Source organism: Agrobacterium sp. ES01 (assembly GCF_050320885.1).
In the GTDB taxonomy this organism is placed as follows: domain Bacteria; phylum Pseudomonadota; class Alphaproteobacteria; order Rhizobiales; family Rhizobiaceae; genus Allorhizobium.
In genome coordinates this window covers 120059-145003 of the sequence record NZ_JBNQTH010000005.1, presented here as the reverse complement: position 1 = coordinate 145003, position 24945 = coordinate 120059, and the positions used below count along the sequence as shown (strand labels likewise).

Annotated in this window: 28 protein-coding genes; 12 read left to right on the top strand and 16 right to left on the bottom strand. The window is 54.4% G+C overall.

The genetic code is table 11. The features are described from left to right. Positions 1–36: 36 nt before the first annotated feature. Complete coding sequence (locus ACQQ2Q_RS15990; protein WP_428188107.1) at positions 37–777, bottom strand: LuxR family transcriptional regulator; 741 nt, start codon at positions 775–777, stop codon at positions 37–39. A gap of 316 nt (positions 778–1093) precedes the next feature. Here ACQQ2Q_RS15990 and ACQQ2Q_RS15985 point away from each other — a divergent pair, with 316 nt between their 5' ends. The 3 genes from ACQQ2Q_RS15985 to ACQQ2Q_RS15975 all read left to right on the top strand — a co-directional run bounded on the left by ACQQ2Q_RS15985 (position 1094) and on the right by ACQQ2Q_RS15975 (position 5907). Further along, entirely contained in the window at positions 1094–2851 is a 1758-nt protein-coding gene (locus ACQQ2Q_RS15985; RefSeq protein ID WP_428188106.1) for a glucan ABC transporter ATP-binding protein/ permease, read from the top strand. Between the two features lie 210 nt (positions 2852–3061). After that, positions 3062–4576 (top strand): UxaA family hydrolase, encoded by a 1515-nt coding sequence (locus tag ACQQ2Q_RS15980; RefSeq protein WP_428188105.1) that lies wholly within the window; start codon positions 3062–3064, stop codon positions 4574–4576. A gap of 161 nt (positions 4577–4737) precedes the next feature. Next, positions 4738–5907 (top strand): aminotransferase, encoded by a 1170-nt coding sequence (locus tag ACQQ2Q_RS15975; RefSeq protein ID WP_428188104.1) that lies wholly within the window; start codon positions 4738–4740, stop codon positions 5905–5907. Between the two features lie 32 nt (positions 5908–5939). Here ACQQ2Q_RS15975 and ACQQ2Q_RS15970 read toward each other — a convergent pair whose 3' ends face one another. The 3 genes from ACQQ2Q_RS15970 to ACQQ2Q_RS15960 are packed head-to-tail and all read right to left on the bottom strand — an operon-like array spanning position 5940 to position 9096. Next, positions 5940–7019, bottom strand: a complete 1080-nt coding sequence (locus ACQQ2Q_RS15970) for an ABC transporter substrate-binding protein (protein ID WP_428188103.1) — start codon at positions 7017–7019, stop codon at positions 5940–5942. Then, a complete protein-coding gene (locus ACQQ2Q_RS15965; RefSeq protein ID WP_428188102.1) occupies positions 7016–8416 on the bottom strand; it encodes a sensor histidine kinase in 1401 nt (466 codons plus the stop codon). The genes ACQQ2Q_RS15970 and ACQQ2Q_RS15965 overlap by 4 nt, the downstream gene beginning before the upstream one ends. After that, complete coding sequence (locus ACQQ2Q_RS15960) at positions 8416–9096, bottom strand: response regulator transcription factor (RefSeq protein WP_428188101.1); 681 nt, start codon at positions 9094–9096, stop codon at positions 8416–8418. Before ACQQ2Q_RS15960 ends, ACQQ2Q_RS15965 begins: the two co-directional genes overlap by 1 nt. 107 nt (positions 9097–9203) lie before the next feature. Here ACQQ2Q_RS15960 and ACQQ2Q_RS15955 point away from each other — a divergent pair, with 107 nt between their 5' ends. The 4 genes from ACQQ2Q_RS15955 (at position 9204) to ACQQ2Q_RS15940 (ending at position 13644) form a co-directional block, all read left to right on the top strand. Next, positions 9204–10187, top strand: coding sequence for a Bug family tripartite tricarboxylate transporter substrate binding protein (locus tag ACQQ2Q_RS15955; RefSeq protein WP_428188100.1), 984 nt, complete (start codon positions 9204–9206; stop codon positions 10185–10187). Between the two features lie 98 nt (positions 10188–10285). Next, positions 10286–10717: a tripartite tricarboxylate transporter TctB family protein gene (locus ACQQ2Q_RS15950; protein ID WP_428188099.1), complete on the top strand. Its 432-nt coding sequence runs from the start codon at positions 10286–10288 to the stop codon at positions 10715–10717. 23 nt (positions 10718–10740) lie between these two features. Beyond that, on the top strand, positions 10741–12285 hold the full coding sequence (locus tag ACQQ2Q_RS15945) for a tripartite tricarboxylate transporter permease (protein WP_428188098.1): 1545 nt from the start codon (positions 10741–10743) through the stop codon (positions 12283–12285). Positions 12286–12597: 312 nt separating this feature from the next. Further along, the gene (locus ACQQ2Q_RS15940) at positions 12598–13644 is read left to right on the top strand and encodes a histidine kinase dimerization/phosphoacceptor domain -containing protein (protein ID WP_428188097.1); all 1047 of its coding nucleotides are present in this window, start codon (positions 12598–12600) and stop codon (positions 13642–13644) included. Positions 13645–13679: 35 nt separating this feature from the next. Here the strand turns inward: ACQQ2Q_RS15940 and ACQQ2Q_RS15935 are convergent, their stop codons facing one another. Beyond that, positions 13680–14429 (bottom strand): Crp/Fnr family transcriptional regulator, encoded by a 750-nt coding sequence (locus ACQQ2Q_RS15935; protein ID WP_428188096.1) that lies wholly within the window; start codon positions 14427–14429, stop codon positions 13680–13682. Between the two features lie 220 nt (positions 14430–14649). On the opposite strand from ACQQ2Q_RS15935, the gene ACQQ2Q_RS15930 reads away from it, so the two are divergent. Continuing rightward, positions 14650–15021, top strand: coding sequence for a hypothetical protein (locus ACQQ2Q_RS15930; RefSeq protein ID WP_428188095.1), 372 nt, complete (start codon positions 14650–14652; stop codon positions 15019–15021). Between the two features lie 16 nt (positions 15022–15037). On the opposite strand, the gene ACQQ2Q_RS15925 is transcribed toward ACQQ2Q_RS15930, so the two are convergent. Both ACQQ2Q_RS15925 and ACQQ2Q_RS15920 read right to left on the bottom strand, forming a co-directional pair. Further along, positions 15038–15601 (bottom strand): RNA polymerase sigma factor, encoded by a 564-nt coding sequence (locus tag ACQQ2Q_RS15925; protein WP_428188094.1) that lies wholly within the window; start codon positions 15599–15601, stop codon positions 15038–15040. Next, the gene (locus ACQQ2Q_RS15920) at positions 15594–15815 is read right to left on the bottom strand and encodes a NepR family anti-sigma factor (protein WP_428188308.1); all 222 of its coding nucleotides are present in this window, start codon (positions 15813–15815) and stop codon (positions 15594–15596) included. Before ACQQ2Q_RS15920 ends, ACQQ2Q_RS15925 begins: the two co-directional genes overlap by 8 nt. 178 nt (positions 15816–15993) lie before the next feature. On the opposite strand from ACQQ2Q_RS15920, the gene ACQQ2Q_RS15915 reads away from it, so the two are divergent. Further along, positions 15994–16161 carry a DUF1328 domain-containing protein gene (locus ACQQ2Q_RS15915; protein WP_428188093.1) on the top strand — a complete coding sequence of 56 codons (168 nt, stop codon included), beginning with the start codon at positions 15994–15996 and terminating at the stop codon, positions 16159–16161. A gap of 163 nt (positions 16162–16324) precedes the next feature. Here the strand turns inward: ACQQ2Q_RS15915 and ACQQ2Q_RS15910 are convergent, their stop codons facing one another. The 6 genes from ACQQ2Q_RS15910 to ACQQ2Q_RS15885 form a co-directional block, all read right to left on the bottom strand. Continuing rightward, on the bottom strand, positions 16325–16504 hold the full coding sequence (locus ACQQ2Q_RS15910) for a hypothetical protein (RefSeq protein ID WP_428188092.1): 180 nt from the start codon (positions 16502–16504) through the stop codon (positions 16325–16327). Between the two features lie 17 nt (positions 16505–16521). Then, positions 16522–16848: a hypothetical protein gene (locus ACQQ2Q_RS15905; protein ID WP_428188091.1), complete on the bottom strand. Its 327-nt coding sequence runs from the start codon at positions 16846–16848 to the stop codon at positions 16522–16524. A 54-nt stretch (positions 16849–16902) separates the two neighbouring features. Continuing rightward, positions 16903–17907 (bottom strand): zinc-binding metallopeptidase family protein, encoded by a 1005-nt coding sequence (locus ACQQ2Q_RS15900; protein ID WP_428188090.1) that lies wholly within the window; start codon positions 17905–17907, stop codon positions 16903–16905. Beyond that, positions 17904–19010, bottom strand: a complete 1107-nt coding sequence (locus tag ACQQ2Q_RS15895; RefSeq protein ID WP_428188307.1) for an AI-2E family transporter — start codon at positions 19008–19010, stop codon at positions 17904–17906. The genes ACQQ2Q_RS15900 and ACQQ2Q_RS15895 overlap by 4 nt, the downstream gene beginning before the upstream one ends. Positions 19011–19075: 65 nt before the next feature. Then, positions 19076–20068, bottom strand: coding sequence for a sensor histidine kinase (locus ACQQ2Q_RS15890; RefSeq protein WP_428188089.1), 993 nt, complete (start codon positions 20066–20068; stop codon positions 19076–19078). 91 nt (positions 20069–20159) lie between these two features. Beyond that, positions 20160–20954, bottom strand: a complete 795-nt coding sequence (locus tag ACQQ2Q_RS15885) for a response regulator (RefSeq protein WP_428188088.1) — start codon at positions 20952–20954, stop codon at positions 20160–20162. Between the two features lie 173 nt (positions 20955–21127). On the opposite strand from ACQQ2Q_RS15885, the gene ACQQ2Q_RS15880 reads away from it, so the two are divergent. Then, a complete protein-coding gene (locus tag ACQQ2Q_RS15880; protein ID WP_428188087.1) occupies positions 21128–21352 on the top strand; it encodes a NepR family anti-sigma factor in 225 nt (74 codons plus the stop codon). 43 nt (positions 21353–21395) lie between these two features. Here the strand turns inward: ACQQ2Q_RS15880 and ACQQ2Q_RS15875 are convergent, their stop codons facing one another. From ACQQ2Q_RS15875 to ACQQ2Q_RS15865, 3 genes are read right to left on the bottom strand one after another with little or no spacing between them, the layout of a single operon-like run. Then, positions 21396–21908: a Dps family protein gene (locus tag ACQQ2Q_RS15875; RefSeq protein WP_428188086.1), complete on the bottom strand. Its 513-nt coding sequence runs from the start codon at positions 21906–21908 to the stop codon at positions 21396–21398. Positions 21909–21951: 43 nt separating this feature from the next. Then, a complete protein-coding gene (locus ACQQ2Q_RS15870) occupies positions 21952–22482 on the bottom strand; it encodes a hypothetical protein (protein WP_428188085.1) in 531 nt (176 codons plus the stop codon). Beyond that, a complete protein-coding gene (locus ACQQ2Q_RS15865) occupies positions 22394–22729 on the bottom strand; it encodes a DUF883 family protein (RefSeq protein ID WP_428188084.1) in 336 nt (111 codons plus the stop codon). Before ACQQ2Q_RS15865 ends, ACQQ2Q_RS15870 begins: the two co-directional genes overlap by 89 nt. Positions 22730–23083: 354 nt before the next feature. Between ACQQ2Q_RS15865 and ACQQ2Q_RS15860 the strand changes: the two genes are divergently transcribed. Continuing rightward, entirely contained in the window at positions 23084–23281 is a 198-nt protein-coding gene (locus ACQQ2Q_RS15860) for a CsbD family protein (protein WP_428188083.1), read from the top strand. A 126-nt stretch (positions 23282–23407) separates the two neighbouring features. Then, positions 23408–24943 carry a sensor histidine kinase gene (locus ACQQ2Q_RS15855; protein WP_428188082.1) on the top strand — a complete coding sequence of 512 codons (1536 nt, stop codon included), beginning with the start codon at positions 23408–23410 and terminating at the stop codon, positions 24941–24943. Positions 24944–24945: the final 2 nt, after the last annotated feature.

Genomic DNA, 24945 nt, shown 5'->3' with positions numbered 1-24945 from the left:
TTTTGCAGTTGTATACTACTTAAAAGAATAATGTATTCAGGTGATGAGCCCAAGCCTGAAGGCGATTGCCACGACCTGCTGCCGGTTTTTTGCATTCAGCTTGTCCTGCATGCCATTCATGTACCAATCGACAGTATGGCTTGAGATCGACAGAACCTTGCTGATTTCGTTCGATGTCAGCCCATCCGCCAGATAGCTCAAAATCTCCATTTCCCGTCGTGTCAGCCGCGTTTCGAGATTGGCCTGAGCCCGAAGAGAACCTGCGACCCCGGTCAATTCCATATGGCGCCAGAAGGCTTTTTTGGCAGCCGCATCGAACATGGTCATTTCAACGGACGAAAGTTCGACGGGGCGACCGCCAAGCGTCAGATTGCCGAGCAATCCAGTCCTGCCATGAACGGGGAACATATAACCATCGACCAGGCCGAAACGTTCGGCGTCGGCCATCATACGTTCCATCCGCTTTTTGTAGGGGTCGGCTTTGAATTCAGCCATGACGTCGCTCCAGCGGAAAGACGTCTGCGCCTTACCGAGATAGCGGATGGTGGGATCAATCAAAACGTATTTCTTGGCGATGTAGGTTTCAGGCCAATCTTTCGGCCAGCGACCCATCATTGACAAATTCATGGGATTTTCATCGGGTTTCGGCTGCTTGATAAGGCCATAATAGTCAAACCTGTAATGCCTGATCAGCTTTTCCAAAGCATCAGCCAACTCGCTTACAGACTCGCATTCTTCAGCAAGGATCAAAAATTTAAATATGGGATTCAGATCCAAAACATTCTCCAAGCTAAATGACGCATGCGATCTTAAAAATGCCTTGTCATAATATCAGGTAGGAGCGCCTATGTTCGGTTATCAAAATGTTAAGGCTGATTCCGAAATCTTGCATTCTAGACAATTCCGGTTTACGGCAAACGGTACCGGAACGCAGTGATATCAAAAGCCTAGTCAGGTCTCCAGAGATAATGCCGCATGCGTCTAATATTTGAAAGCGTTACTACTTCGGGCCATATCTGCTCGCGAACCCGGTGAGGTTTCGTCGCCGAATGGATCGTTTCGATAAAGCTGCGCCAAGGACGCCAGTTGCCTCTTGTCTCTCCTGCAAGTCTATCTGAAAGCGCTAAGCTACCTTTCCGCCTACCGCGGCAAGACCACCATGATCGTCATTGCCAACGTTGTGCTCGCCGTCATAACGATCGCGGAGCCTATTCTGTTCGGCCGGATTATTGACGCTATATCCGAAAAACAAAGTACAAGCGGCATTATCATGGCCTGGGCGGGGTTTGGCGTGTTCAATACCGTCGCTTATGTACTGGTGGCGCGCGAAGCCGACAGATTGGCTCATGGACGCCGCGCCACGCTTTTGACCGAAGCCTTTGGCCGCATCATTTCCATGCCGCTGGCATGGCATCATCAGCGCGGAACCTCCAACGCCCTCCACACTCTGCTCAGAGCAAGCGAAACGCTCTTCGGTCTCTGGCTCGAGTTCATGCGCTCGCATTTGGCCACAGTGGTGGCGCTGGTGCTGCTGGTGCCGACTGCTTTGTCCATGGATGTGCGCCTTAGCATCGTACTGCTGGTCTTGGGCGTTCTTTACCTGTTGATCGGCAAGGTCGTGATGGCGAAAACGAAAGAAGGCCAAGCGTCAGTTGAAAACCACTATCACACGGTTTTTTCCCATGTGAGTGACTCCATCAGCAATGTGTCGGTATTGCATAGCTACAACCGCATCGAAGCCGAAACCCGGGCATTGAAGCGTTTCACCGAAGACCTGCTTGCAGCCCAATATCCGGTGCTCGACTGGTGGGCGATCGCAAGCGGTCTGAACCGAATTGCGTCCACCATTTCCATGCTGATCATCCTGATTGTCGGCACAGCGCTGGTCGCCAGTGGTGACCTCAAGGTTGGAGAAATTATAGCCTTCACGGGCTTCGCCAACCTTCTGATCGGTAGACTCGACCAAATGCGCGCCTTTGCGACGCAGACTTTCGAGGCAAGAGCCAAGCTCGAAGAGTTCTACAAGCTTGAAGAATCGGTGCAGGAGCGGGAAGAACCATCGGGCGCGCTCGAACTGCCAGCAGTCAAAGGCAATGTTGAATTTCGCAATGTCTCCTTTGATTTCGCCAACGCCACACAAGGCGTAAGTAACGTATCATTTTCGGTAAAAGCCGGACAAACCATAGCCATTGTTGGTCCGACAGGCGCGGGTAAAACCACGCTTATCAATCTGTTGCAAAGAGTCTACGAACCGAAAAGTGGCTCTATCCTCATCGATGGCACCGATATCTCGAAAGTAACACGCAAATCATTGCGCCATTCCATCGCAACCGTTTTTCAGGATGCGGGCCTTCTCAATCGCTCGATTGGCGACAATATTCGCCTCGGCCGCGAGGAAGCAAGCGAGGAGGAAATGCTGGCAGCCGCCGAGGCAGCTGCAGCCGCTGAATTCATCGAGACCCGCCTCAACGGTTTCGAAACCCTCGTCGGAGAGCGAGGAAACCGGCTATCCGGCGGAGAACGACAAAGAATTGCCATTGCCAGAGCCATCTTGAAAAATGCGCCGATCCTCGTTCTCGACGAAGCGACCAGCGCGCTGGACGTCGAAACCGAGGCCCGCGTCAAGGAAGCGATTGATAGTCTGCGCAAGGACCGCACGACCTTCATTATCGCTCACCGTCTCTCCACGGTTCGCGAAGCTGACCTTGTCATGTTCCTTGATCACGGAAGCGTTGCCGAAATTGGCACACACAAGGAGCTCAGGGAGAAAGGTGGCCGGTTTGCATCCCTGTTGGAGGCAAGCGGGCTCTCCGAAGCGCCGAGCAACATTGAAGACCGGACGATCTCCTGAAACGGCAATTTTTCTGCAGATCAAAGGGAAGGTTGGCCTTCGGTTCGTCACGGGCTCCGATCGCCAATTGGAGCTCATCGCGCGATTGCAAACTCTTGCGAGTTGGATAAAGTGCAAGCCGATAAATCTGACATACTAGAATGACAGATACGAATATTTGTCCGTAACATGATGTCGGACACCCCGAGTAAGCAGCACAGGCAAGACAGCATGACCGGCACCAGCATTCGTCTCAACGCATCGGACAATCTTGAAATTGCACTGAGGGATCTCAAGGAGGGAGACTGTCTCGCGGTCAGCGATATTGCCGTTAAGCAGCCAGTTCCGCGCGGCCATAAAGTCGCATCATCCGATATCTCATCAGGAGAACTCGTCCTGCGCTACGGACAAGTAATCGGTCAGGCAACGGCCGATATTGCTGCCGGTGAACATATTCACGTTCACAATCTGGCCATGGCCGATCTGGCGCTGGACTATGCCTTTGGTAGCGAAGCCAAGCGCTTGCCGACCGCCAATGAGGCGCGCACTTTCCAGGGCTATCGCCGTTCCGATGGCCGTTTCGGCACGCGCAACTATGTGGCCATCCTGACCTCTGTGAACTGTTCCGGCAGCGTCGCTCGCTTCATTGCCGAAGCAGCGGAAAAAAGTGATTGGCTTGCAGGCCTTTCCAATGTCGATGGCATCGTACCGATCGTTCACGGCACCGGTTGCGGCATGTCCGGCAGCGACGAAGGTTATGCCACGCTTTACAGAACCCTTTCAGGCTATGCCAGAAACCCCAATATCGGCGGCATCCTCCTCGTGGGTCTGGGCTGCGAAGTCATGCAGATCCCCGAACTGGTCGGTAAGGAACGCCTGCGCCCTGACGGGAACTTCCGTTACATGACCATTCAAGCAACCGGCGGCACGCGCAAGACTGTGGAAGCTGGTCTGGCAATGCTGCACGAGGTCGCCATCAAGGCCAATGAAGTTCGCCGCGAACCAGCGCCGATCTCCGAAATTACCATTGGCCTTCAATGCGGCGGTTCGGACAGCTATTCCGGCATCACTGCGAACCCGGCTTTGGGCTTTGCATCCGATCTGCTCGTCCAGCACGGCGGCACGACTATCCTTTCCGAAACACCGGAAATCTATGGTGCCGAGCATCTGCTGACGCGGCGTGCAGCCACGGTCGAGATCGGCGAAAAGCTTGTGGAGCGGATCGACTGGTGGAAGGACTACACCGAACGCAACAAGGGTGAGATGAATAACAATCCTTCGCCCGGCAACAAGCGCGGCGGATTGACGACAATCCTCGAGAAATCCTTGGGCGCCGTTGCCAAAGGTGGCACAGCACCACTGTCAGGCGTCTACAAGTTCGCCGAGCCTATCGACACCCACGGCTTCGTCTTCATGGACAGCCCCGGTTACGATCCCTGCTCGGTGACGGGCCAGATTGCATCGGGTGCCACTCTCATTGCCTTCACCACCGGTCGTGGCTCTGTTTCCGGCTACAAGCCCACTCCGGGTATAAAACTTGCGACCAATAACGAGATGTATGCGCACCTGCAGGAAGATATGGATATCAACTGCGGCGACATCATCGACGGTGTTTCGATCGAAGATAAAGGGCGTGAGATTTTCGAGCTCTTTATTGCCGTCGCCTCGGGCGAGAAAACCAAGAGCGAGGGTCTAGGCTTCGGTGGCGCAGAATTCGTCCCCTGGCAGATCGGAGCGGTTATGTGACTCTGGGACATCAGCGATAACGCAACAACTCCTCTCCTCAACGTCGTTGTTTCCATAAGGGCTGGAAATTGGATCTGCGATGATCTAGCGGTTGGATCTTCAACTCTGCGGTCACGACAACGCAAACCGACCGCTCCCAGCCGTTCAGGATCATGCTCGCAATGAGTGCCGCCTTCAATCCGATTGTCGAAACACTGTCGCCGCCACCTGTTCCATCGGTCTTTGCATGGGCCAAAGCCTATCAGGGAGACCTGGGTCCTCTGATCGATCTCTCCCAGGCTGTTCCGGGTTATGCGCCCCATCCGCAACTCTTGCAGTGGTTGGGGGAAGCCGCGCAGTCGGCCGACTGCGCAGGCTATGGTCCAATTGAGGGCGATCCCGCGTTACGCGACGCCTATGCGGAAGACATCGCCGCGCTCTATGAGGCAAATGTCACACGCGCCAATATTCACATCACATCCGGCTGCAACCAGGCCTTCATGTGCGCCTTAATGGCTGTCGCGGGCGCCGGTGACACGATTGCGTTGACGGACCCCTTCTACTTCAACCATGAATCAACACTTGCCATGCTCGGCATTCGCCATGAACTACTGCAACTCGATCCCGAAAACAGCTTCCTGCCGGATATGGCCTCTGTCAACGACATGCTGTCACGGGGCATAAAGGCACTTGCCCTTGTGTCTCCAAACAATCCAACGGGCACCGTTTATCCAGCGGCGCTCCTGCGCGAGATTTTCGATGCCTGCCGTGATGCCGGCGTTTGGCTGATCCTGGATGAGACGTATCGCGATTTTCTCCCCTCCGGCCAACAACCGCATGACTTGCTCTCGCCTGGAAATTGGGAAGACAATCTCGTTCTTCTTTATTCATTTTCGAAATCCTTCTGCATACCGGGCCATCGACTAGGCGCGGTCACCGCTGGGCCAAACATGATCGCGCAAATTGCCAAGGTCATGGACAATATGCAGATCTGCGCACCACGTGCGCCGCAAGCAGCAGTCGCCAAAGCCATTTCAGCACTCAGCGAATGGCGAGATGAAAACAGGCTAGAAATTTTCAGGCGCACCGAGGCGCTGAAAGAAGCATTCAAGGCGCTTCCGGGCTGGTCAATGGATTCGCTCGGTGCCTATTTCGCATTCGTGCGACACCCGTTTGAAAGCCTCGCTTCTGCTGAGGTTGCCGAGAAGCTGGCAAAACAGGTCGGCGTTCTGGCCATTCCGGGCGCCTACTTCGGAGCGAGACACGAAAACTATCTGCGCTTCGCCTTCGCCAATGCCGATGTGCAGACGATTTCTAAGTTACCGGCGCGGCTTAGCAAGTTCTCGATCTGACATATCGTAGCAACTCAACTCACTGGCCTGTCTCACGGACCGGACACCAGAACGGACTTGCGCCACTGCTCCAGGAAGACACGGCGTTTCTCTTTGTCGAGCGCGATGATCAGTGTCGGCGTCAGGGCGATGGGGCGTATGGAATTGCCCTCTCCGGGGGCAAGCTCGCTCAGCTTGTCGACGCCATCGACAGCCGAGAAGAAATGCATTTTCTTTTCCAGAATGGACTTTCCCTCCGGCGAAAGCGCAAACGCCAGAAACTTGTTGGCAGCGCCAGGTGCCACGGCCTGGCGCGAGATCAGTGCTGCTCTGGTCATGACCAGAGTATAGTCGGACGGAAAGATCACACCAATCCGGTTGTCGGTCTCGACACGCGACAGAGTGTAGGAGCCGAGCACATTATAGCCAATCGACAGACGGCCATCTGCAACGCGATCAAGGATATCCGATGTGCAGCAATAAAACTGCACGCGGTTGCGCCCGAACGCCTCGATGATACGACCCCAGGTGCTCGCCTGAGCGGCATCCTCGAATGCGAAGAAATAACCAACGCCGGAAGTGGCTATATTGTAGCTGCCGATCTTGCCGACAAACCGGTCCGATTTTCGCAACAGATCGATCAGTTCGAAGCGATCATCAGGAACGGGCAGTTCTTCGAATGCTTTCTTGTTATAAACGATCACAGCAGGCTCTGCCGTCAGACCGACCAGTTCGGACCGCCAACGCGCCCATGCCGGCAGCAGACTGGCACTGGCGGCATCGACCTTCTGCGCACAGCCATTATTGACAAGCGCTACCTGTTGCGGAACCGAAGACGAGATAATCAGGTCCGCAAGGAAGCGGTCCTCCTTGCAAGCCTGGGATGTCGCGACATCCAATGACGAACTCTCACTTTCGCGGTAATGAACCGCGATGCCGGGATAATGACGCTGAAAACCCTCGATCATCGGCCTGATAGCCTCCAGATCCGTAACGCTTGCAATCGTCAATGTTTCGTCAGCATTTGTCGCCACAGCCGAAAAATCCATGTCGGCTGCAACAGCATAGCCACGTGGACTGAATGCGATAAGTAGACTGGCGACCAGACCAAAGCGAAATATCTTTTCGATCATGACGATTGAACCTCCGGCAGCATAGGCAAGCGTATCCCGATCCAGAAAACGCCCCTATCCGATTGCCCGGAAACAAGCTCGCCCTTGTGGAACAGGGCGACTTTTCTGGCAATCGAAAGACCAAGGCCTGCACTTCCGGGCTGATCATCCCGCCGTGAAAAGCGCTTGCCCAATCCTTGAAGCTTTTCCGGATCCAACCCGTTTCCCTTGTCCTCAACCTGAACCAGGCACGTACCATCATTTTCCGCTGTCACACGCACGCAAACAGGTGGCTTCCCATGGACGAAAGAATTGGCGATCAGGTTCTTGATGGCCTCTCGAAGGCTGAAGGAATCGGCCGCTACCATGGCCTCATCCGCACACAGGTCCAGCTCAAGCAGATCGCCTGAAAGACGCACCGTGGTGCGGTATTCTCGCTCGGCTTCAAGTGCCACGCGACGCAGATCGGTTGCGACAAGCGGTTGTGCATCGGAGCGATGAATCACCAGAGCCTCGCTCAGGAGTTGCTCCATCAGTCTGCTGACGCCGATTGCCCGGCTTCGGATCCGGTGAAGCACAAGCTTGAGACGCGCCGCATCCGTCTCATCGATGGCGATCTCCGTCTGGGCCCGAAGCGCGGTAATCGGTGTACGCATCTGATGTGCGGTATCGGCCACGAATTCCTGCATGTCGCGCACCCGCCGATCCAGACGCGCCATGAACCGATTGATCGCCGAGACGAGCGCATCAACCTCCTGCGGTACCTCTTCCGTGATGGGAGACAGATCCAGTGGATCACGGGCAAGCATGGCGGTTTCTATACGGCCAAGCGGCCGCATGGCAAAACGCATTGCGATAAAGGCGATCGCAATGATGGCCAGTCCCGCCAGGGCCGTGCCGGCCATGGCACGCGTCGCGATATCAGTGGCAAGAGCTGCCCGTGCCTCCGTGGTTTGTGCAACGATGATACTAACGGGTCCACGCAATTGTTTTTCGGCAAGTCGTCGTTGCAACATCACCGCTCGCACGGGCGCTCCGGCATATTCAATATTGTAGACCAAGGGTTGTTGCGCCTGGCCTCGAACAGCATCAGGCAGCGGCAGATCATCGTAACCCGTAATCGTCACGCCATCGGCACTGACAATTCGATAGAAAACCCTGTCATCGGCAGCAAAGGACAGCAGCTCAAAGGCCGATAGCGGCAGATCGACCTGCAGTTTTCCATCCGTCGCGAATACCCTCTCCGAGATCTGCAAGGCTGCTCCTGTGAGCAGTCGATCGAAGGCAACGTCAGCGGCTGCGCGTCCATAACGATATGTGGCTATGACAGCGGCCACAGCTGCGACGGCAAAGACCAGCGTCAGCACCAGCGTCAAACGCATGGCAAGGGATGAGCGCCTCCCCTGACTGATTGCCATTAAAGAGCGTCCCGCTCGATAAGCCGGGCCTGATAACCAAGACCGCGTAATGTACGTATTTCCAGATCCGCACCCTCGATCTTGCGCCGCAACCGTCCGACATATAGTTCCACTGCGTTGGGATTGCTCTCACCATTGAGCCCGAAAAGCCGCGTCAAAAGCTCTTCCTTCTCCAGCACGCGGCCTGTGTTGGTCAGAAAAATCTCAAGCAGAATCTGCTCACGGCGTGTCAGTTCACGCAGCTCATCATCGACCTTTACCGTACGTTCCGCCATGTCGAATTGCAGGTTTCCGGCCTGCAAAAGAGGTCTCGCCCCGCCTGCACGACGGCGAATGATGGCGCGCACCCGTGCCTCAAGTTCACCGAGATCGAACGGCTTGACCATATAGTCATCGGCACCGAAATCGAGCGCGCTGATCTTGTCGTCGACGGCCAACCGGGCCGTCAGCACCAGCACGGGCACCGGGTTTTGTCCCTGTCTCAGTTGGCGCAGGAAATCGAGGCCTGAGCCATCGGGCAAGTTCACATCCAGAATGATGAGATCATAGGTATTGAAGGATGCGAGTTGTTCGGCATCTTCGATGCGTTGGGCCAATTCAAGCACATGCCCTGCCCGCTCGAACCGGTCTCTTATGGCCTCCGCCACGTCCAATGTATCTTCAACGAGAAGGAAACGCATGATTTCGGCCCGCGGGGCTCCAGAATGACAGGTCAATGACAGTTTTCCCTCCTAGCATGACTTCGATGTGCAGGTGGAGGCCTGTACTGACATTTTGGAGGACACCCATGAAACATATCATATCTCGCACCGCTCTTGCGGTTATCGCTGCTTTGTCTCTGTCTGCCCCTGTCCACGCATTCGAACCGGAGGCGACAGAGTGCATTGCGCCAGCAAATGCTGGTGGTGGCTGGGACTTCACTTGCCGTCAGATCGGCAAGACACTGCAAGACCTGAAGCTCATTCCCGGCACGATGCAAGTAACAAACCTCGCCGGCGGCGGTGGTGGCGTTGCCTATTCGGAAGTCGCATCGAAGCGCAATGAAGATAACAACCTGATTGTTGCGGCATCATCCTCGACTTCGACCCGTCTTGCCCAAGGCGCATATCCGGGCAACACAGTCGACCAGATGCGCTGGATCGCAAGCGTTGGCGCTGATTACGGCATCATCGCAGTGGCCAAGGACTCGCCCATCAACACCCTCCCTGAGCTGATGGACAAGATCAAGGCCGATCCAAAGAGCGTAGCGGTCGCAGGCGGATCCGCTGTTGGTGGCTGGGACCACCTCAAAGTACTCATCGCAGCCAAGCGTGCTGGTGTGGAAGATGTCCGCACAATCAAATACGTTGCCTTCGATGGGGGCGGTGAAGCTGTAACCCAGCTTCTGGCGGGCTCCGTTCAGGCCTTCACCGGTGATGCCTCGGAAGCCAAGGGCTTTGTTGACTCCGGAGACATCAAGGTCATTGCAGTCCTCGCACCTGAGCGCATGGAAGGCGACTTCGCCAAGTTCCCGACAGCCAAGGAACAAGGGATCGACGCAGTCGGCGCCAACTGGCGCGGATTTTACGCGCCCGGCGGCATGTCCGACGATGCCTATGCCTACTGGGTCGATACAATCGGCAAGGTCTATGATTCTGCCGAGTGGAAAGAAACGATGAAGCAGAATGGCCTTGCACCGCTCGATAAACGCGGCGCGGACTTCGATGCCTTCGTCAAGGAGTCGATTGCCGAGATCCAGGATCTGTCGCGCAATATTGGCCTCATCAAGTAACAGCCTCCCAAGGCTAGGACGCCCGCCGGGAAAAGCCTTTGCGCTTCTCCCGGCGGAACCGTAAGATCCCTAAAAACAATAGAGCAGGGGAAACATTCATGAGTGATCGTGTGTTCGGCACGATTGGGATTTTGCTTGCCGCTTTTTATATCTGGCAAGCGACCCTGATCGAAGAAAGCTTCATCAGTGATCCGGTAGGGCCCAAGACTTTCCCGATCGTCATTGCCACCCTGCTGGGTGTCGCAAGTCTGTTTATTCTTCTTATGCCGGACGAAGAGCCAAAATGGCCGGCGCTGTCACGGCTGATTGAGATCTTCATCTCGGTCGCAGTTCTGGTCGCCTATACCTATTTGCTCCCGGCGATTGGGTTTGTTTTCTCAACCGTATTGGCCTCGTCATTTCTGGCATGGCGTCTTGGAGCCAAGCCGGTCCACTCCGTCATCGCCGGCGTCCTGATCTCGGTCGGGATATACGCCATCTTCCATCTCGCGCTTGGCCTGACACTGGCCAAGGGTCCGTTCGGCTTCTAACCCCGGCTCAAAGGATTGATCCCATGGATACTTTTTCCTCACTTGCCGACGGCTTCGCGGTCGCGCTCACATGGCAGAACCTAGGCCTGGCGCTTATCGGCTGTTTTCTCGGCACTATTATCGGTGCTCTTCCGGGTCTCGGCCCCTCGAACGGCGTAGCGATCCTCATACCGCTTGCCTTCACCCTCGGCCTGCCGGTCACCCCGGCGCTCATTCTTCTGACGAGCGTCTATTATGGTGCCATGTATGGCGGCCGTATCTCCGCTATCCTGCTGAATATCCCGGGCGACGAGCCTGCGGTCATGACGACACTCGACGGCTACCCTATGGCCAGAAACGGTCAGGCTGGTGAAGCGTTGGCCCTGTCTGGCATAGCGTCATTCGTCGGCGCTTTCGCCGCCACCTGGGGCCTCGCCATTCTGGCGCCGCAGCTTGTGAAAGTGGCGCTGCTATTCGGTCCAGCCGAATATTTCGCACTCTTTGCGCTTGCATTCGCAACACTTGGCGGCATCACCAGCCGCAATCAGGCGAAGTCCGCATTTGCAGCAGCACTGGGTCTGGCAATCGCCATGATCGGAGTGGATGGACAAACGGGCGTTCCGCGCCTCTCCTTCGGACAAATACATCTCTACGACGGCATCGATTTCCTCGTCGCTATTGTCGGTCTCTTCGCTCTTTCTGAAGTCTTCATTTTCATTGAGCATCGTGGAGAGGGCGAGAACGGAGGCGATGCCACAAAGGTGCGTTTAGGTCGTTTGATGCCAAGCGGCGCCATGCTGAAGAAAACCAGTGGCAGCATGGCACGTGGTACTGTGATTGGCTTCGTTGCCGGCATTCTGCCGGGCGCTGGCGCATCGCTCGGCTCTTTCCTCGCCTATGCTTTTGAGAAGAAGCTCTGTGACAAGGACGGCACCTTTGGCAAGGGCGATCCTCGCGGGGTGGCAGCGCCGGAGGCCGGCAACAACGCAGCCGCCGGCGGTGCGCTTGTACCTATGCTGGCGCTTGGCGTTCCGGGTTCGGGTACGACAGCCGTTTTGCTGGCCATGCTTCTGGCGCTGAACGTGACGCCGGGACCGCTTCTGTTCACAAATAATCCGGATGTCGTATGGGGCCTGATCGCGGCACTGTTCATCGGCAATGTCATGCTGCTGCTTCTCAACATTCCGATGGTCGGCATGTTTGTCCGCGTGCTGCTTGTCCCGACAAAATATCTGATGCCGGCAGTCGCGATGATTTCCTTTGTTGGCATCTACGGCATTTCCGGATCGACCTTCGATCTGCTCGTCATGATCATCTTCGGTGTTCTTGGCTGGGTCTTGCGCAAGTTCGACGTTCCACTCGTCCCTGTCATCATGGGTGTCATGCTGGGCAACCAGATGGAAGTGAACCTGCGACGGGCAATGACGATTTCGGACGGCGACTGGTCTGCCCTGCTGGCTTCTCCGCTCTCGATCGGCCTTTGGTGCTTCGCAATCGGTGGATTTGTATTGCCGATCGTGCTTGGGCGTCTGTTCCGCAGACCGGCTCAGCCTGCAGCCATTCGGGAAGAAACAGCGCCGGGCGACTAAAGTCATCATTTGGCGTCACAGACAAACCCGATAGGCGGCTGTTATTTCAGCCGCCTATTTCTTTTGTCGCCACAGGTTGATGTCACCTTCCCCAGTTCTCATATCCAGAAATTGATCGTAGTCGCGTGACATACAGAAAAGTCATCTTAAGCCTACGGAAATGTACAATTTCATGCACTTACCGCGACGCAACAGATGAGAGTTTTCGTCACATTGGCACTACCAATCCGGGTTGTAGCAATGTAAAAATGTCGCGATAAAAATTGCCAGACGGAGCTCGGCCCGTCTATTTCTGAGGTTGCCGTCAGCTCAATGGACATTAGAATTCTCTACATCGATGATGATCTGGCTTTAGCGCACCTCGTCAAAAGGAATCTTGGTCGCCGCAATCAGGAAGTCATTCACACCCACGACCCTGAGGTCGCGATCGATCACCTGCGCGATGAACATTTCGACGTGATCGTTCTCGATCACTACCTGAACAATATGACGGGTCACGAGATACTGCGACGTTTCCGCGATCTCGGTATCAATGTTCCGGTTGTCTATATTACGGGTTCGAATGAGGCGCGTATTGCCATCGAGGCGTTGAAATCAGGTGCCTCGGATTATGTGATCAAGAGCGTCAGTGACGATTTCTTCCCGCTTCTGGCAGACACAGTCCATCAAACGGTCGCCAATGCGCGTCTGAAGACGGAAAAGGAGCGCGCAGACGAAGAAACGCGTCTCGCCAAGGAGCGCGCCGAAGCCTTGCTTGCAGAGATGAATCACCGGGTCGCCAACAGCCTGTCGCTGGTTGCCGGCCTGCTTCGGCTTCAAAGCGCTCACACAGACAATCAAGAGGTCCGCGAAGCGCTCGAAGAAACGCAAAGCCGCATCACCGCCATCGCCGGCATGCATAGAAGCCTGTATTCAGCCGATGACGTACGAAGCGTGGACATGCAGCCCTATCTATCTACCTTGGTGAATGACATCGCGATGACAGTGGGCACACGACATTCCCCCTCGCTGGTCACGGTGGACGCCGATCCGATCAACCTGCCCGCCGACAAGGGCGTCTCTGCGGGCATGATCGTCACCGAACTTGTGACCAACGCCCTCAAGTACGCCTACAGGGAAGGTGAAGAGGGCGAGATCCGCGTTTGCTTCAAGCAGATTGACGAGGCCAGCGCCCGTCTTTCGGTTGAGGATGACGGAATAGGCCTTAGCGCATCCAAACCAAGCCCAAAGTCCACAGGCCTCGGAACCAAGATCGTCAAGACGATGTCAGATACCATCGGCTCGGGAATCTCTTATCCCGAGACGGAGCGCGGCACGAAGGCAGAGGTGATCGTGTCACTTGTCCACCCCAAGACGTAACGCTGTCGCCGTACAGCCCGCTTGAAGGGTTTCTGTCACTCGGCTCCTCGTTCTTTCAAGTTTGGAGGCTCCCACTGTGCAACTGCCGCGAGACCGGCGGGATCCAGGACATCACAGCCCTTATCCTTCCAGCTCAACAACTTTCGTGTGGCGAGTTTGCGCAACGTCTTGTTCGTATGCACGATTGACAGACCAAGTGTATCGGCAACGAGGTTTTGTGTGATGGGAAGACGGGCGTCTTCATCATTCAACTGACCAGACCGAGTTCCGCGATGATGCAGGAAAGCGATCAAATAGGCGGCACGCTCAATTGCTGTACGACGGCCGATGCTGAGCAGGTGTTCGTCCAGAATACGCTCTTCCCGCGCCGCAAGCCAGGTCACATCATAAGCAAGGCTTGGTTGTTTCTCGAACAGGGTGAAAAACCGGCTACGTTCAAACATGCAAAGACGCATGGGCGTCAAGGCTTCAACGCTGTGATCCATCTCCTTGAGCACCGCACCCTGCAGACCGATCATGTCACCAGGCAAGAGATAGTTGAGCACCTGACGGCGGCCATCCTCCATCGTCTTGTAGCGGAAGCCCCAACCTTCCACGACGGTAAAGATGTGCGGAGTATATGAACTCTCGGCGACCACCGTAGCGCCAGCATTGCACTTGAGTTCGCCCGATTTAAGCGTGGATATAAAGCTCAGTTCCGACGCGCTAAGGGTTCGAACGCCCGAAAGCTTTCTCAAACTGCATCTGGCAACGGACTTGGGCGAGGTATCTACCTTGGCGTCCAATGAATTTACCCTCAATTGATTTTGAGGATCAACGCAGAGTGCGCAGAGTGTGTTCCCTCGCCGTTGGACTATGTCTTATTTAAATGACGAATGATGCCAGCAAAGCGTATCTGTCTGAAAATAAGACATCGCGCAGTCGTTCCGACCGCTGCCCCCGCCTCGTAATACAACTGCTTCAGCCCATCGGGCGCTGTCGACCCAGCGAGTTTTGGAGAATAACATGAATGCGCGCAAAATATGCGTACTCGTTGCTGAGCACCAATACTTTATCGCGATGGAAGTTGAGCAGATTTTGCAAAAAATTGCAGGCTGCGATGTGACTATCTGCAGGCGAAACGAAATTGATCAGGAACTGGAAGCGCGGCGATATGATCTTGTTCTGGTCGACGCGGAAGCCACCGTGTCGGAATGCGAAGACGAAGCACGCATGATCATCGCCAAGGGCGCGAAGGTAGCATTCCTGTGCGCAGATACGCAGCTCTCGGCTGAGATCGACCGAGCACTGGGCTTAGCTGTATTGGAAAAGCCCTTTACCGAAAACGCTGTAATTCGCTTTATTGAAAAGGCAATCAGCCCGTTACAGACAGGCTGATTGCATTTATGTCATGTCAAACCGCGAAGGACTGCCTCACAACGGCAGAACTATTCGCGTCAGGGCCAAATTCGTCCTCGTTGTCTATGCCCAGCAATTCCTGAAGTCTGCCACGCGCGCGATTGATACGACTCTTGATTGTACCGACCGCGCAGCCGCAAATTTCCGCAGCTTCTTCGTAGGAAAAGCCTGAAGCGCACACAAGAACAATGGCTTCACGCTGCTCTTCACCAATCTGATCAAGTGCCTTCATGAAATCCTTCATATCCATCGAACCATATTGGTTGGGATGAATTGAAAGTTGCGAGGTGTAGTGACCATCGGGGTCAGATACTTCCCGACCCTTCTTACGCATCTGCGAGTAAAACTCGTTACGAAGGATGGTGAATAACCAGGCTTTGATGTTTGTACCGAGTTCAAAAGATTCCTGCTTCGTCCAGGCTTTGACCACAGTTTCCTGAACAAGGTCATCAGCACGATCATACTGACCGCACAAGGAGGCTGCAAAAGCGCGCAAGCTTGGTATCGTAGCAAGCAATTGCCTTTTGAATTCGTTTTGCGGCTCAACCACTTCACTCATCAACGGCATCCTTGGATGTTACAGAATTCAAGCTGGCTTTCTCTGCTGCCTCAAGTTTGTCGAGCAACTGAAGCAACTGGTCAGGCACCGCTTCGCCTTCCAAGCTGCTGTAAAGCTCCTTCAGCTTGAGCGCGACGCCGTCCTGTATCACATCGGAATAAGGCCCAGGATCTGATCCTAAACCTTTGCTCGACCTATTATCCATTTGCTGCATGTCCACTATCGCTTTTCCTGTTCACCGCTTAACGGCGCTCACGCGGGTAAGTTCCATAGACCGCGTGTTTTTTATCTTACGAACCAAAAATCTCATACCGCGGAAATATTTCGTGGGATCCAGGCGGAACCAGAATGCAACTCTTGCGTTATCGACACAGCAAAAAAGGAGAGTGAAAATGCTATACTACGCATTGGTATTTCTGGTCGTGGCCCTCATTGCGGGCGCTCTCGGCTTTGGTGGCATCGCAGGCGCGTCCGTAGGCATCGCCAAGATCCTGTTCTTCATCTTCCTGGTACTTTTCATTGTATCACTGGTTGCCGGCGGTCTTCGCAGAAGAACTTGAACCCGCTGCAAATGCAAAATCCAAAAAGTGCCCGGTCAAAAGCCGGGCATTTTCTATTGAAAGTTACAATGTCAGCGGCGCAACGCATTTGAACATAAGATAATAAGGCAATTATCGGTTTCAACAGCCACCACGGCCTGAAACCCTCTCTACGCAGAATACGTCAGCCGATCGCCATCACCAGAATGGCAATCAATCCAAGAGCGACAACGCAAAACAGCACAGACACAATCAATGAGGTTGATCCGCGCCATGTAGGAGGAACCATTGATTCCGTGTCCTGATCGAGATGGGCGTCCTGCGCCATTTTTCTGATCTGATCGTCTCTGTTTTCGTGTTCCATTCGGATATCTCCTCTGCCTATTGGCTGGGCAGGGATCTGTGCATGTCAGTGAAGCTTGCGACCTCACCATCGGGTGCAACCGACGCGCTCGCCGTTCTATAGACCTCCGGACCAGCCTTGATATCAATCCGCTTGCGGCCAGCTAGAAGATTAGCGCCAACGGTATTGCAGGCACCGTAAACTTCCACGCCCTCGAGCCGTGCCTTGCGAATCTCAACCGGAAGCTGACGCTCACATAGTCTCGGACTGGTATAGGAAAGCACACGCACCGGCTCCTGAAGGCACTCTCCAGCCCCGGTGGGGCAAGCGACCAATACCAAAACAGCTGCCAAACCTGCCATCATCAATTCCTCTTGTCACAAAGGTTAATGAAGAGCAGGCGACTTTGTTCCGCAGGATCAGATGGTTCGGTGAATGATGCCTTGAATGAACCCCAATTTCTGCACGATCGAGGCAGAAAAGACAAAGGGGTAAAGGTCTGGCTGACCGATACTGCGATTGATCGCGTTGACAGCCACCGACAACGCCGCCCAGGCCGACGTCATCTTTTCAATGTCTTCCCCTTGATAGGGATCGAATGAGAACTGCATGCCAGCGGGCATGACCCCATGATCGAATGCGGTATCAAGGCCATCAATCATGTGCAGATAGTGCGCCCAACTCTCCGCGAAATCTTCCCAGGGATGGCTCGATGCGTAAGCGCTGATGAAGTTTGACTGCCAATCGAGTGGAGCACCGTCGGCGTAATAGCGCTCGAGTGCCTGTGAGTACTCATCCCGCTCATCGCCGAACACGGCTCTCGCCGCTTCGAGCTTGCCGCCATCGCGCACAAGGCGATTCCAGTAATAATGCCCGGACTCATGGCGAAAATGTCCGACCAACGTTCTCATCGGTTCACCCAACGCCTCGCGCCTAGCCTCGCGCTCGGGAGAGCTCGCTTCGGCGATATTGATGGTGATAACACCATTGTCGTGCCCGGTCAGGACATGGCCGCCGTCCGGACTGCCTGGATCGTCCGCAAGAAGCTCGAACGCGAGCCCCTCTTCGGGATCCTCTTCCCGCGACACGATGGGAAGACCGAGACGAATGAGACCGTAAAGAAAGAACCTCTTGGCCGCCTCCAAAGCGCGCCAGCGCTCGACGAACTCGTCATTGGAAAGGTCTGGCACAATGCTGTTCAGGCGACAGGCTTTGCAAAAGTCGCCCTCGCCCTCCTTCACCAGCCAGTTGCAGCCACCGAGATCAGCATTGGCACAGATGTGAAACCCATTCGGTGCGACATCCCGATAGCAGAGCATGCTCAGGCTGTCGGGATCAAAGCCTAGATGAGCGCCACAGGTCAGACATTCCGTGTTGTCAAAATTGACGATGGTGCTGCATTCATTGCATTCAAACCGCTTCATACTGTTTTAGCCTCGAATTGGTTGCCTGCACGGTTAGCCATACCGACCGAAACCGTAGGCAAGATATTTTTCAAGATTGCCGAGAACACCAGCAATGATGGCACCGCAATAAAGCCCCCGATCGGACCCCAAAGCCACAGCCAGAACGTGAGCGCCAGGAAGATCAGAAATGGATTGATCGTCATTGAGGACCCAAGTGCGCGTGGCGTCACAAACTGCGACTCCATCAGATTGAGAGAAAGATAAATCATCGCCGGCAACATGATGGCGAACCCGCTGTCATAGGTCGCAAGGCCGATGGCCATGAGAATGATGGCCATCAGGACCGGTCCGACATAGACCACATAATTGAGGACAGCCGCGAGAAGCCCCCACACCAATGCAGAAGGCGTGCCGATCATCCAAAGAGCAAAGCCGACCGAAAGGCCCAATCCAATGTTGATGATGGTGATCGTGAACAGGTAACGCGACATCATGGTTTCGACGTCACGGAATATATGGGCCATGCGCCAGCGCAGGTTGCGGGTAATGCACAGCTTGAGCACTGCAGCCCGGAAATCATCACGTGTTGCTACAAAGAAATAGAGGCTTGCGAGGAACAACAAAACTTGCGCGACATAGACCGGCGCAAGCGTGATCACTGAGCCGACACCGCCTCCTTCATCCACAGTCACCTTCATATGACCAACTTCGCCGGCAGCCTGTCCCAGGCGATCGCGAATGTCGTTTAGAGACGAAAGTGTCGAGCGCCAGTCTGATATCTGCAATTGCAGTGACTTCCAGATCTCGGGCGCTTTCTGCACCCACCCTGAAATCGGTACGGAAAAGCCGATGATTGCTGACATGATGATAAAGAGAAGCAGCAAGACCACGACACCAGATGAGAGCCAGGAAGAAAGACCTCTCCGCTCGAGTATTCTGGCAAGTGGCGCTACCATCAATCCGACGACCACGCCGAGGCTGACAGGTGCGATAATGATTTCGCCATAGTCCATGGCAGCGATAATCGCCAGAAGCGCAACCAGAATGACCGACAGGCGCGCCATAACGCTAATCAGTTCGCTAAAATCGATCCTCTTGGGAATGGAACCGGCCCTTTTCATGATAGCCACAGGCGTACTCGCTTTGGAAATGCAAGCCGGTCGTTAATGTTCCCGCGCCACCCGGTTTAAGCGCGCAAATCTGCTGGAAAAACCAGTTCGTAATAGACGCCCTTGTCATCGCATCGATGAACGGCGCTTCCATTGACAGAAGCGGGCACCACCCGTTCGAGAACCGTGCTGCCAAAGCGCCCGTTTCCGGCCTCGAAATCGGAGCCATCTTTGCGAGAAGACGTCTCGTTCCAGATGATCCGGATATTCTTGCCTTCTTCAGTGTCCACCGTCTCACAACTGACCTGTACGAGGCCCGACGCCTTTATGATATCGCCATGGCTGATCGCATTGACGATCAACTCATGCAGGGCAAGCCCCACATGCATGGACGCATTGGGAGACAGGAGAAGATTTTCACCCGTCACAACAATCGCAGACGGATTGTCAGACAAAAATCTGGAAAGCTGACTGTCGAGTAAATCGCGGAACGCCGCACCACGCCAACTGGAATCTGTGACCAGATCTTGCGACTGTGAAAGCGCGTAGAGGCGCCCTCTGAACTTTTGCAAAAAGCTCTCAAGCGAACCGGAAAAACGCGCCGTTTGCGATGCGATACCCTGCACAACCGCCAGGAGGTTCTTCGACCTGTGGCTGACTTCCAGAAGCAGTGCGCGCAACACTTTTTCGCGCTGACGCTCTTCGGATTTATCCGTCACTGACAATATGTAATGAAGCCCCCCGTCCGGTATGTCGACTTTTCGACACCGGAACTCGAAGGTGTTTTCACCATCGTCGCTCAGTTCGATCTTTGATTGGTCCCCAACCTGCTGCAGGCCTGAACGGAGGGCGTGAAGCTTGCCGGCGATATCATCGCCAAAGATGATATCGTCCGACGGTTCATGATCGAAGTGCTTGCTCCAACGTGCCGGCAGCCTTGTGATACAGATGCACCGCTCCTGCTGGTCGTAGAGGATGTAGCAAGCCCCCATATCAATCAGCGCATGGATAAAGAAATCGCCCGCTAGCGCGTCAATTCCTCCAGGCTCTACCCACGTTAATCTGTTCACGAACTCAAACCTCAGTTGGCAACCGGCAGACGCCGATGCTCGGACAAGTATATCTCCTCGCACACATCGGCTAGCTACCCGCGCTCTTCATTCAGGCGCCTTCTTTCTGCCTCTCGTTGAAGAACAATGCCTGACTGATCAGCGCCTTCACCATGTCTGGGTTGAACGGCTTGGTGACAAGAAATGCAGGTTCCGGCCGCTCACCTGTCAACAGACGCTCAGGAAACGCCGTGATGAAAATGACGGGAATAGTGTCAACCTTCAGAATATCATTTACCGCATCGATACCTGAGCTACCATCAGCAAGCTGGATGTCGGCAAGGATCATCTTGGGAGACGTGGTTTTGAACAGCGCAACCGCTTCGGAATGGGTACGCGCGACGCCGGTGACGCGATGCCCCAGATCTTCGACCATCTGCTCGATATCAAGCGCAATCAGCGGCTCGTCTTCGATAATCATGATCTCCGTTGCGACCTGCGCAGAAATTTCATGCGACGCCTGATCGATCAGGCGCGAGAATTCCGCGTCATCCACTGCGAGAATTTCGGCTGCTTCAGAAGCGCTGAAACCTTCAACAGATACAAGCAAGAATGCGACGCGCTCTTTCTTGGGAAGGTTCGAGAGGTTCTCGGAAGCCCTGTTTTCCCATGCAAAAGGGGATGGCGTCGGATCGATATCCACATCCAGCCTGTCAAACACATTCACAAAAAGCTTGTAGATACCGACACGGTCGTCACCAGTTTGCGGAAAGAGGGAAATATCCTCAATCAACGCTTCAAGCATTGCGGCTACGTAGGAGTCACCGGAACGTTGGGAACCGGTGACGGCCCGGGCGAAGCGCCTCAAATACGGCAGATGAGTTGCGACGCGTGCAGTCAGGGACATAAGAGATCTCTCCAGTTATCGAGAAGGCATTCAATCTGGGGCATAACGAACGCCCTTGAAAAAAGTTCCGGGAAGAGGGGAACTTTTTTCACGCTCAGGATTTAACACCGAATGCACACGTGAAATAGTGGAAGTCTGCCTAGGTGGCAATGATTTCGGGCAGGGAAAGCTAAATGGTCGTCGAAAATAACGGAAGTAAAGAAAAATCGAATAAATCGGATGGAAAGAAAAATTCCGATCCCAACAAACCGGTTGATTTAATTGCATCTAAACTTCGAAATTTCTACGACAGCGTTACCGATGAAGGAACGCCGGACTTTTTGTTAAACCTGCTTGATCGTCTGGATGCTGCAGAAAACGCCGCAAAATCCAAGAAGCAATCTGAAAGCAACGATTGAAGAGGCGACAGCATCGACGTCGCCTCCCCTCGGACTTAAAGCTTTATTCACTGACGATCGCGCGCAACATCCACAGCGCCTTTTCGTGGAACGTCAGTCGATCCGTCAGCATGTCCTCGGTCACCAGGTCGCCTGCGTCGCCGGCCTTTTCACCAGCCTTGCGCATCAACTTGACAGCCGCCTCGTGATCCGCAATCAGATCAGCAACCATTTCGCGAGCCGTTTCATGATTGGTGGCGCCAGCCTTGGGCGTAAAGCTCGAAGTTGCACCCATTTCCACTGGTGCCAGATGACCAATCGCGCGAATACGCTCCGCAATGACGTCCGCCGCAGCGAACAGCGTCTCGTAATGCTCCTCAGTCAATTCATGGATCGATTTGAACAGAGGACCCACAACATTCCAGTGGTAGATATGGCTCTTGATCGTCAATCGATAAGTGCCCCCAAGAATGTCCGTGAGATGCTTGGCCATCTCTTTCCGATAGGCCTTGGTCAGGCCGGTATCAATGTCTTCTTCGTGGGTATGAACTTGAAGGACTTCGGCAGTGTTTGCCATGAAATTATTCCTTTCTCGAAGGTGAAAACTACGTCCGCGACTTCTACCGAGGCGGCCCCTTGGCGGCCTTCATCAGGGCGTAACTGATACCAGCGACGGCCACCAAAGTGGCGATCGGACTCTTTTGAACCAGTCCCGGAACCGATAACATTGCTGCTTGCGCCATGCTTTGCTCAAGGGACGCAGCGCGCAGCTGACGGGCGATCAGCGCTCTGCGGCGGGCGCGATGGTTCATGAAGGAAACCACGGCCCAAACAAGCAGCGCGGCCAAAATGCTGCCAGCTGCAATTGACAGACTGGCAAGCTTGGGACCGTAAACATCATCGACCACAAACCACAAAGAGACGACCAGCGCGACATAGGCGGTTACCGAAAACAATGCGATCAGCACCCCCCCCACCGCCGATCGCTTGATACGCGCTGGAGAAGGAAGATAACTGCCGAAAAGCATCATCGCTATTTGTCCAGCCAATCCGCTCAAGGTCTTATCGCCGCGTGAAGATTGCGAAGAGAAAACCGACGCCTGCGGCGATACCAACAGAGGCGAGCGGATTTGCACGGATGCGATCTTCAAAGTCGCTTTCTGCGCTGACAAATCTATCTTTTGCGTCATTGGCAACGGCGGCAGCATTTTCAGCCAGCGTATCCTTGAAGGCACCGGCCTGGCGAACAGCTTGATCTGCCTTGCCCGCACCAAAATCTGAAACGGTCTGCGTCAGCACCGCAATATCAGCGCGCAGATTGTCGATCTGTGCCGCAATGTCTTCGGCAGTCGCTGCCTCAGTCTTCGGTCCAGCTTTCTGTGCTGTTGATGTAGCCATTGTCCAAGCTCCTTTATTCGGTTCTTTGTCCGATCAAATTTATCTGGTTGGCAAACGCACGTCGGGGTCACTTTGTTCCGCAAACGATTCGATTGATTGGCAAAGAAGCTGTCAGAATGGACCGGAGAAGTATTGCCGCGGGACGGACGAAGCTAAGTTCATGACATGTCCGCCAGCATGTGACACAGGCCCTCGCGCATGAGGATTCTGGAGCATCAGGATTCTTAAGAATACACGCATGGCATTCAACCATCCGCTCTGCTTTCGTCCCTGAAGTTTTGCTCGGGAGTGGAACCCATTGCCTCACCGCACGTTTAATCCCCGAACAATAACTTTACACGGAAGGAGAAAGTCATGAACTGGAATCAGGTCGAAGGTAACTGGGAGCAGCTCAAGGGTAAGGCTCAGCAGCAGTGGGGCAAGCTCACGAATGACGATCTCGACGTCATCGCTGGCAACCGTCGCGAATTGGCTGGCCGTATTCAGGTAGCTTATGGCAAGTCCGAGGAAGAAGCCGAGACGGAAATCGATAACTGGCTCGGCAAGCACTGACTTGGCTGAACGAGTGCTCGATAGCTGAGCGCTAACTCAACGAAAGCCGTACCCGTGAGGGTGCGGCTTTTTCGTGTTTGCATGAGGCCGGTTGACCTCGACGTGCAAAATCGTCGATATCCGATAATGTACCCAGTCGGCGCGAGGGCGCCACCTAAAAAGGATATGCTCGCCCGCATGACCTATAACCGCAAATTCGTCCGTGCTTCTCTCATAATGGTCCTGGTAGGCCTTGCCATGTTGCTGGCCATTATTGCGTCTGCTCTCCTGTTCGTTGAACGCACCAGCGCATCATTCGACAGGCTGGTCGAAGAACTGGCAATACGGCGCTCCACAGCTGACCTGTTCAGTCTGGTGCAGGATGCCGAGACGGGCCAACGCGGTTATCTGCTGACAGGAAACACCCTCTTTCTGGAACCCTATGATGAGGCCCTGGAGGAAATCAAGAAGGCGAAAAGTGACTTGCTGGCGAGTGCCTCTGATCGAAAGGGTTACGAAGGCCAGGTCGCTCCGCTGATCTCAATGATCGATACCAAACTGGACGAAATGGCGAGGACAATCCTGCTTGCAAAGGCAGGCAATCTGGAAAGTGCACTGAAGATCATACAAGACGGTCTCGGTCGAAAACTCATGACTAGCATTCGCCAGGGCATGCAGACGATCCTGGATATTTCCGACGTCAACATACAGTCGAACATCGGAACCCAGATCAGAAGCTCCGCTCAATTGAAATGGACGATCCTCGGCGCTGGAATTGCCATCGTTATTGTTCTTGGTGGCGCGATTTACGTCATCATGCGCCATGTCCAGTCAATCACTTCCGCCAGACGGGAAATGATGCGGTTGAATGAGGAGCTTGAAGACAGGGTGTTGGAGCGCACTGAAGACCTTGTACGTGCCAACCAGGAAATCCAACGTTATGCTTACATCGTAACCCATGACCTACGAGCACCCCTCGTCAACATCATGGGCTTTACCAGCGAACTGGAAATGTCCCTTGAACAGATGAAGGCCTATGTGTTGGCCGATGGCGAGCAATTGAGCACGCAGGATATCCAGGATGCGCGCACGGCGGCAACGGAGGAGGTTCCCGAAGCTTTGAACTTCATCCGTTCATCGACCTCAAAGATGGACGGCCTGATCAATGCCATCTTGAAAATCTCGCGTGATGGTCGCCGCCAGCTCAAACCAGAGCGGGTCGACATCAGAGCCGTTGTTGAAAACAGCTCATCCAGCCTCCAGCACCTGATTGACGGAGCCGACGGAACTGTTGAGATCAAAATGCCCAGGATCAGCGTCAACTCGGACCGCCTGTCCATTGAACAAATTTTTACGAATCTTATGGACAATGCCATAAAATACAGGAACAGAGAGCGGCCACTAAAGGTTGTTGTTACTGCGGCCCGCAAGGGAACGATGTTGGAAGCAGAAATTTCCGACAATGGTCGCGGGATCGGACCGGACGATCTGGAGCGCGTGTTCGAACTCTTTCGAAGAGCGGGCACGCAGGACCAGACCGGAGAAGGCATAGGACTTGCGCATGTCAGGTCCTTGGCAAGAAATCTCGGCGGTGACATATCAGTTAGATCGACCCTCGGTGAGGGCTCGACATTTGTTTTGAGGATTCCTGCCGATCTGGGGCAGATCCTGAGGAGAGTATGAGT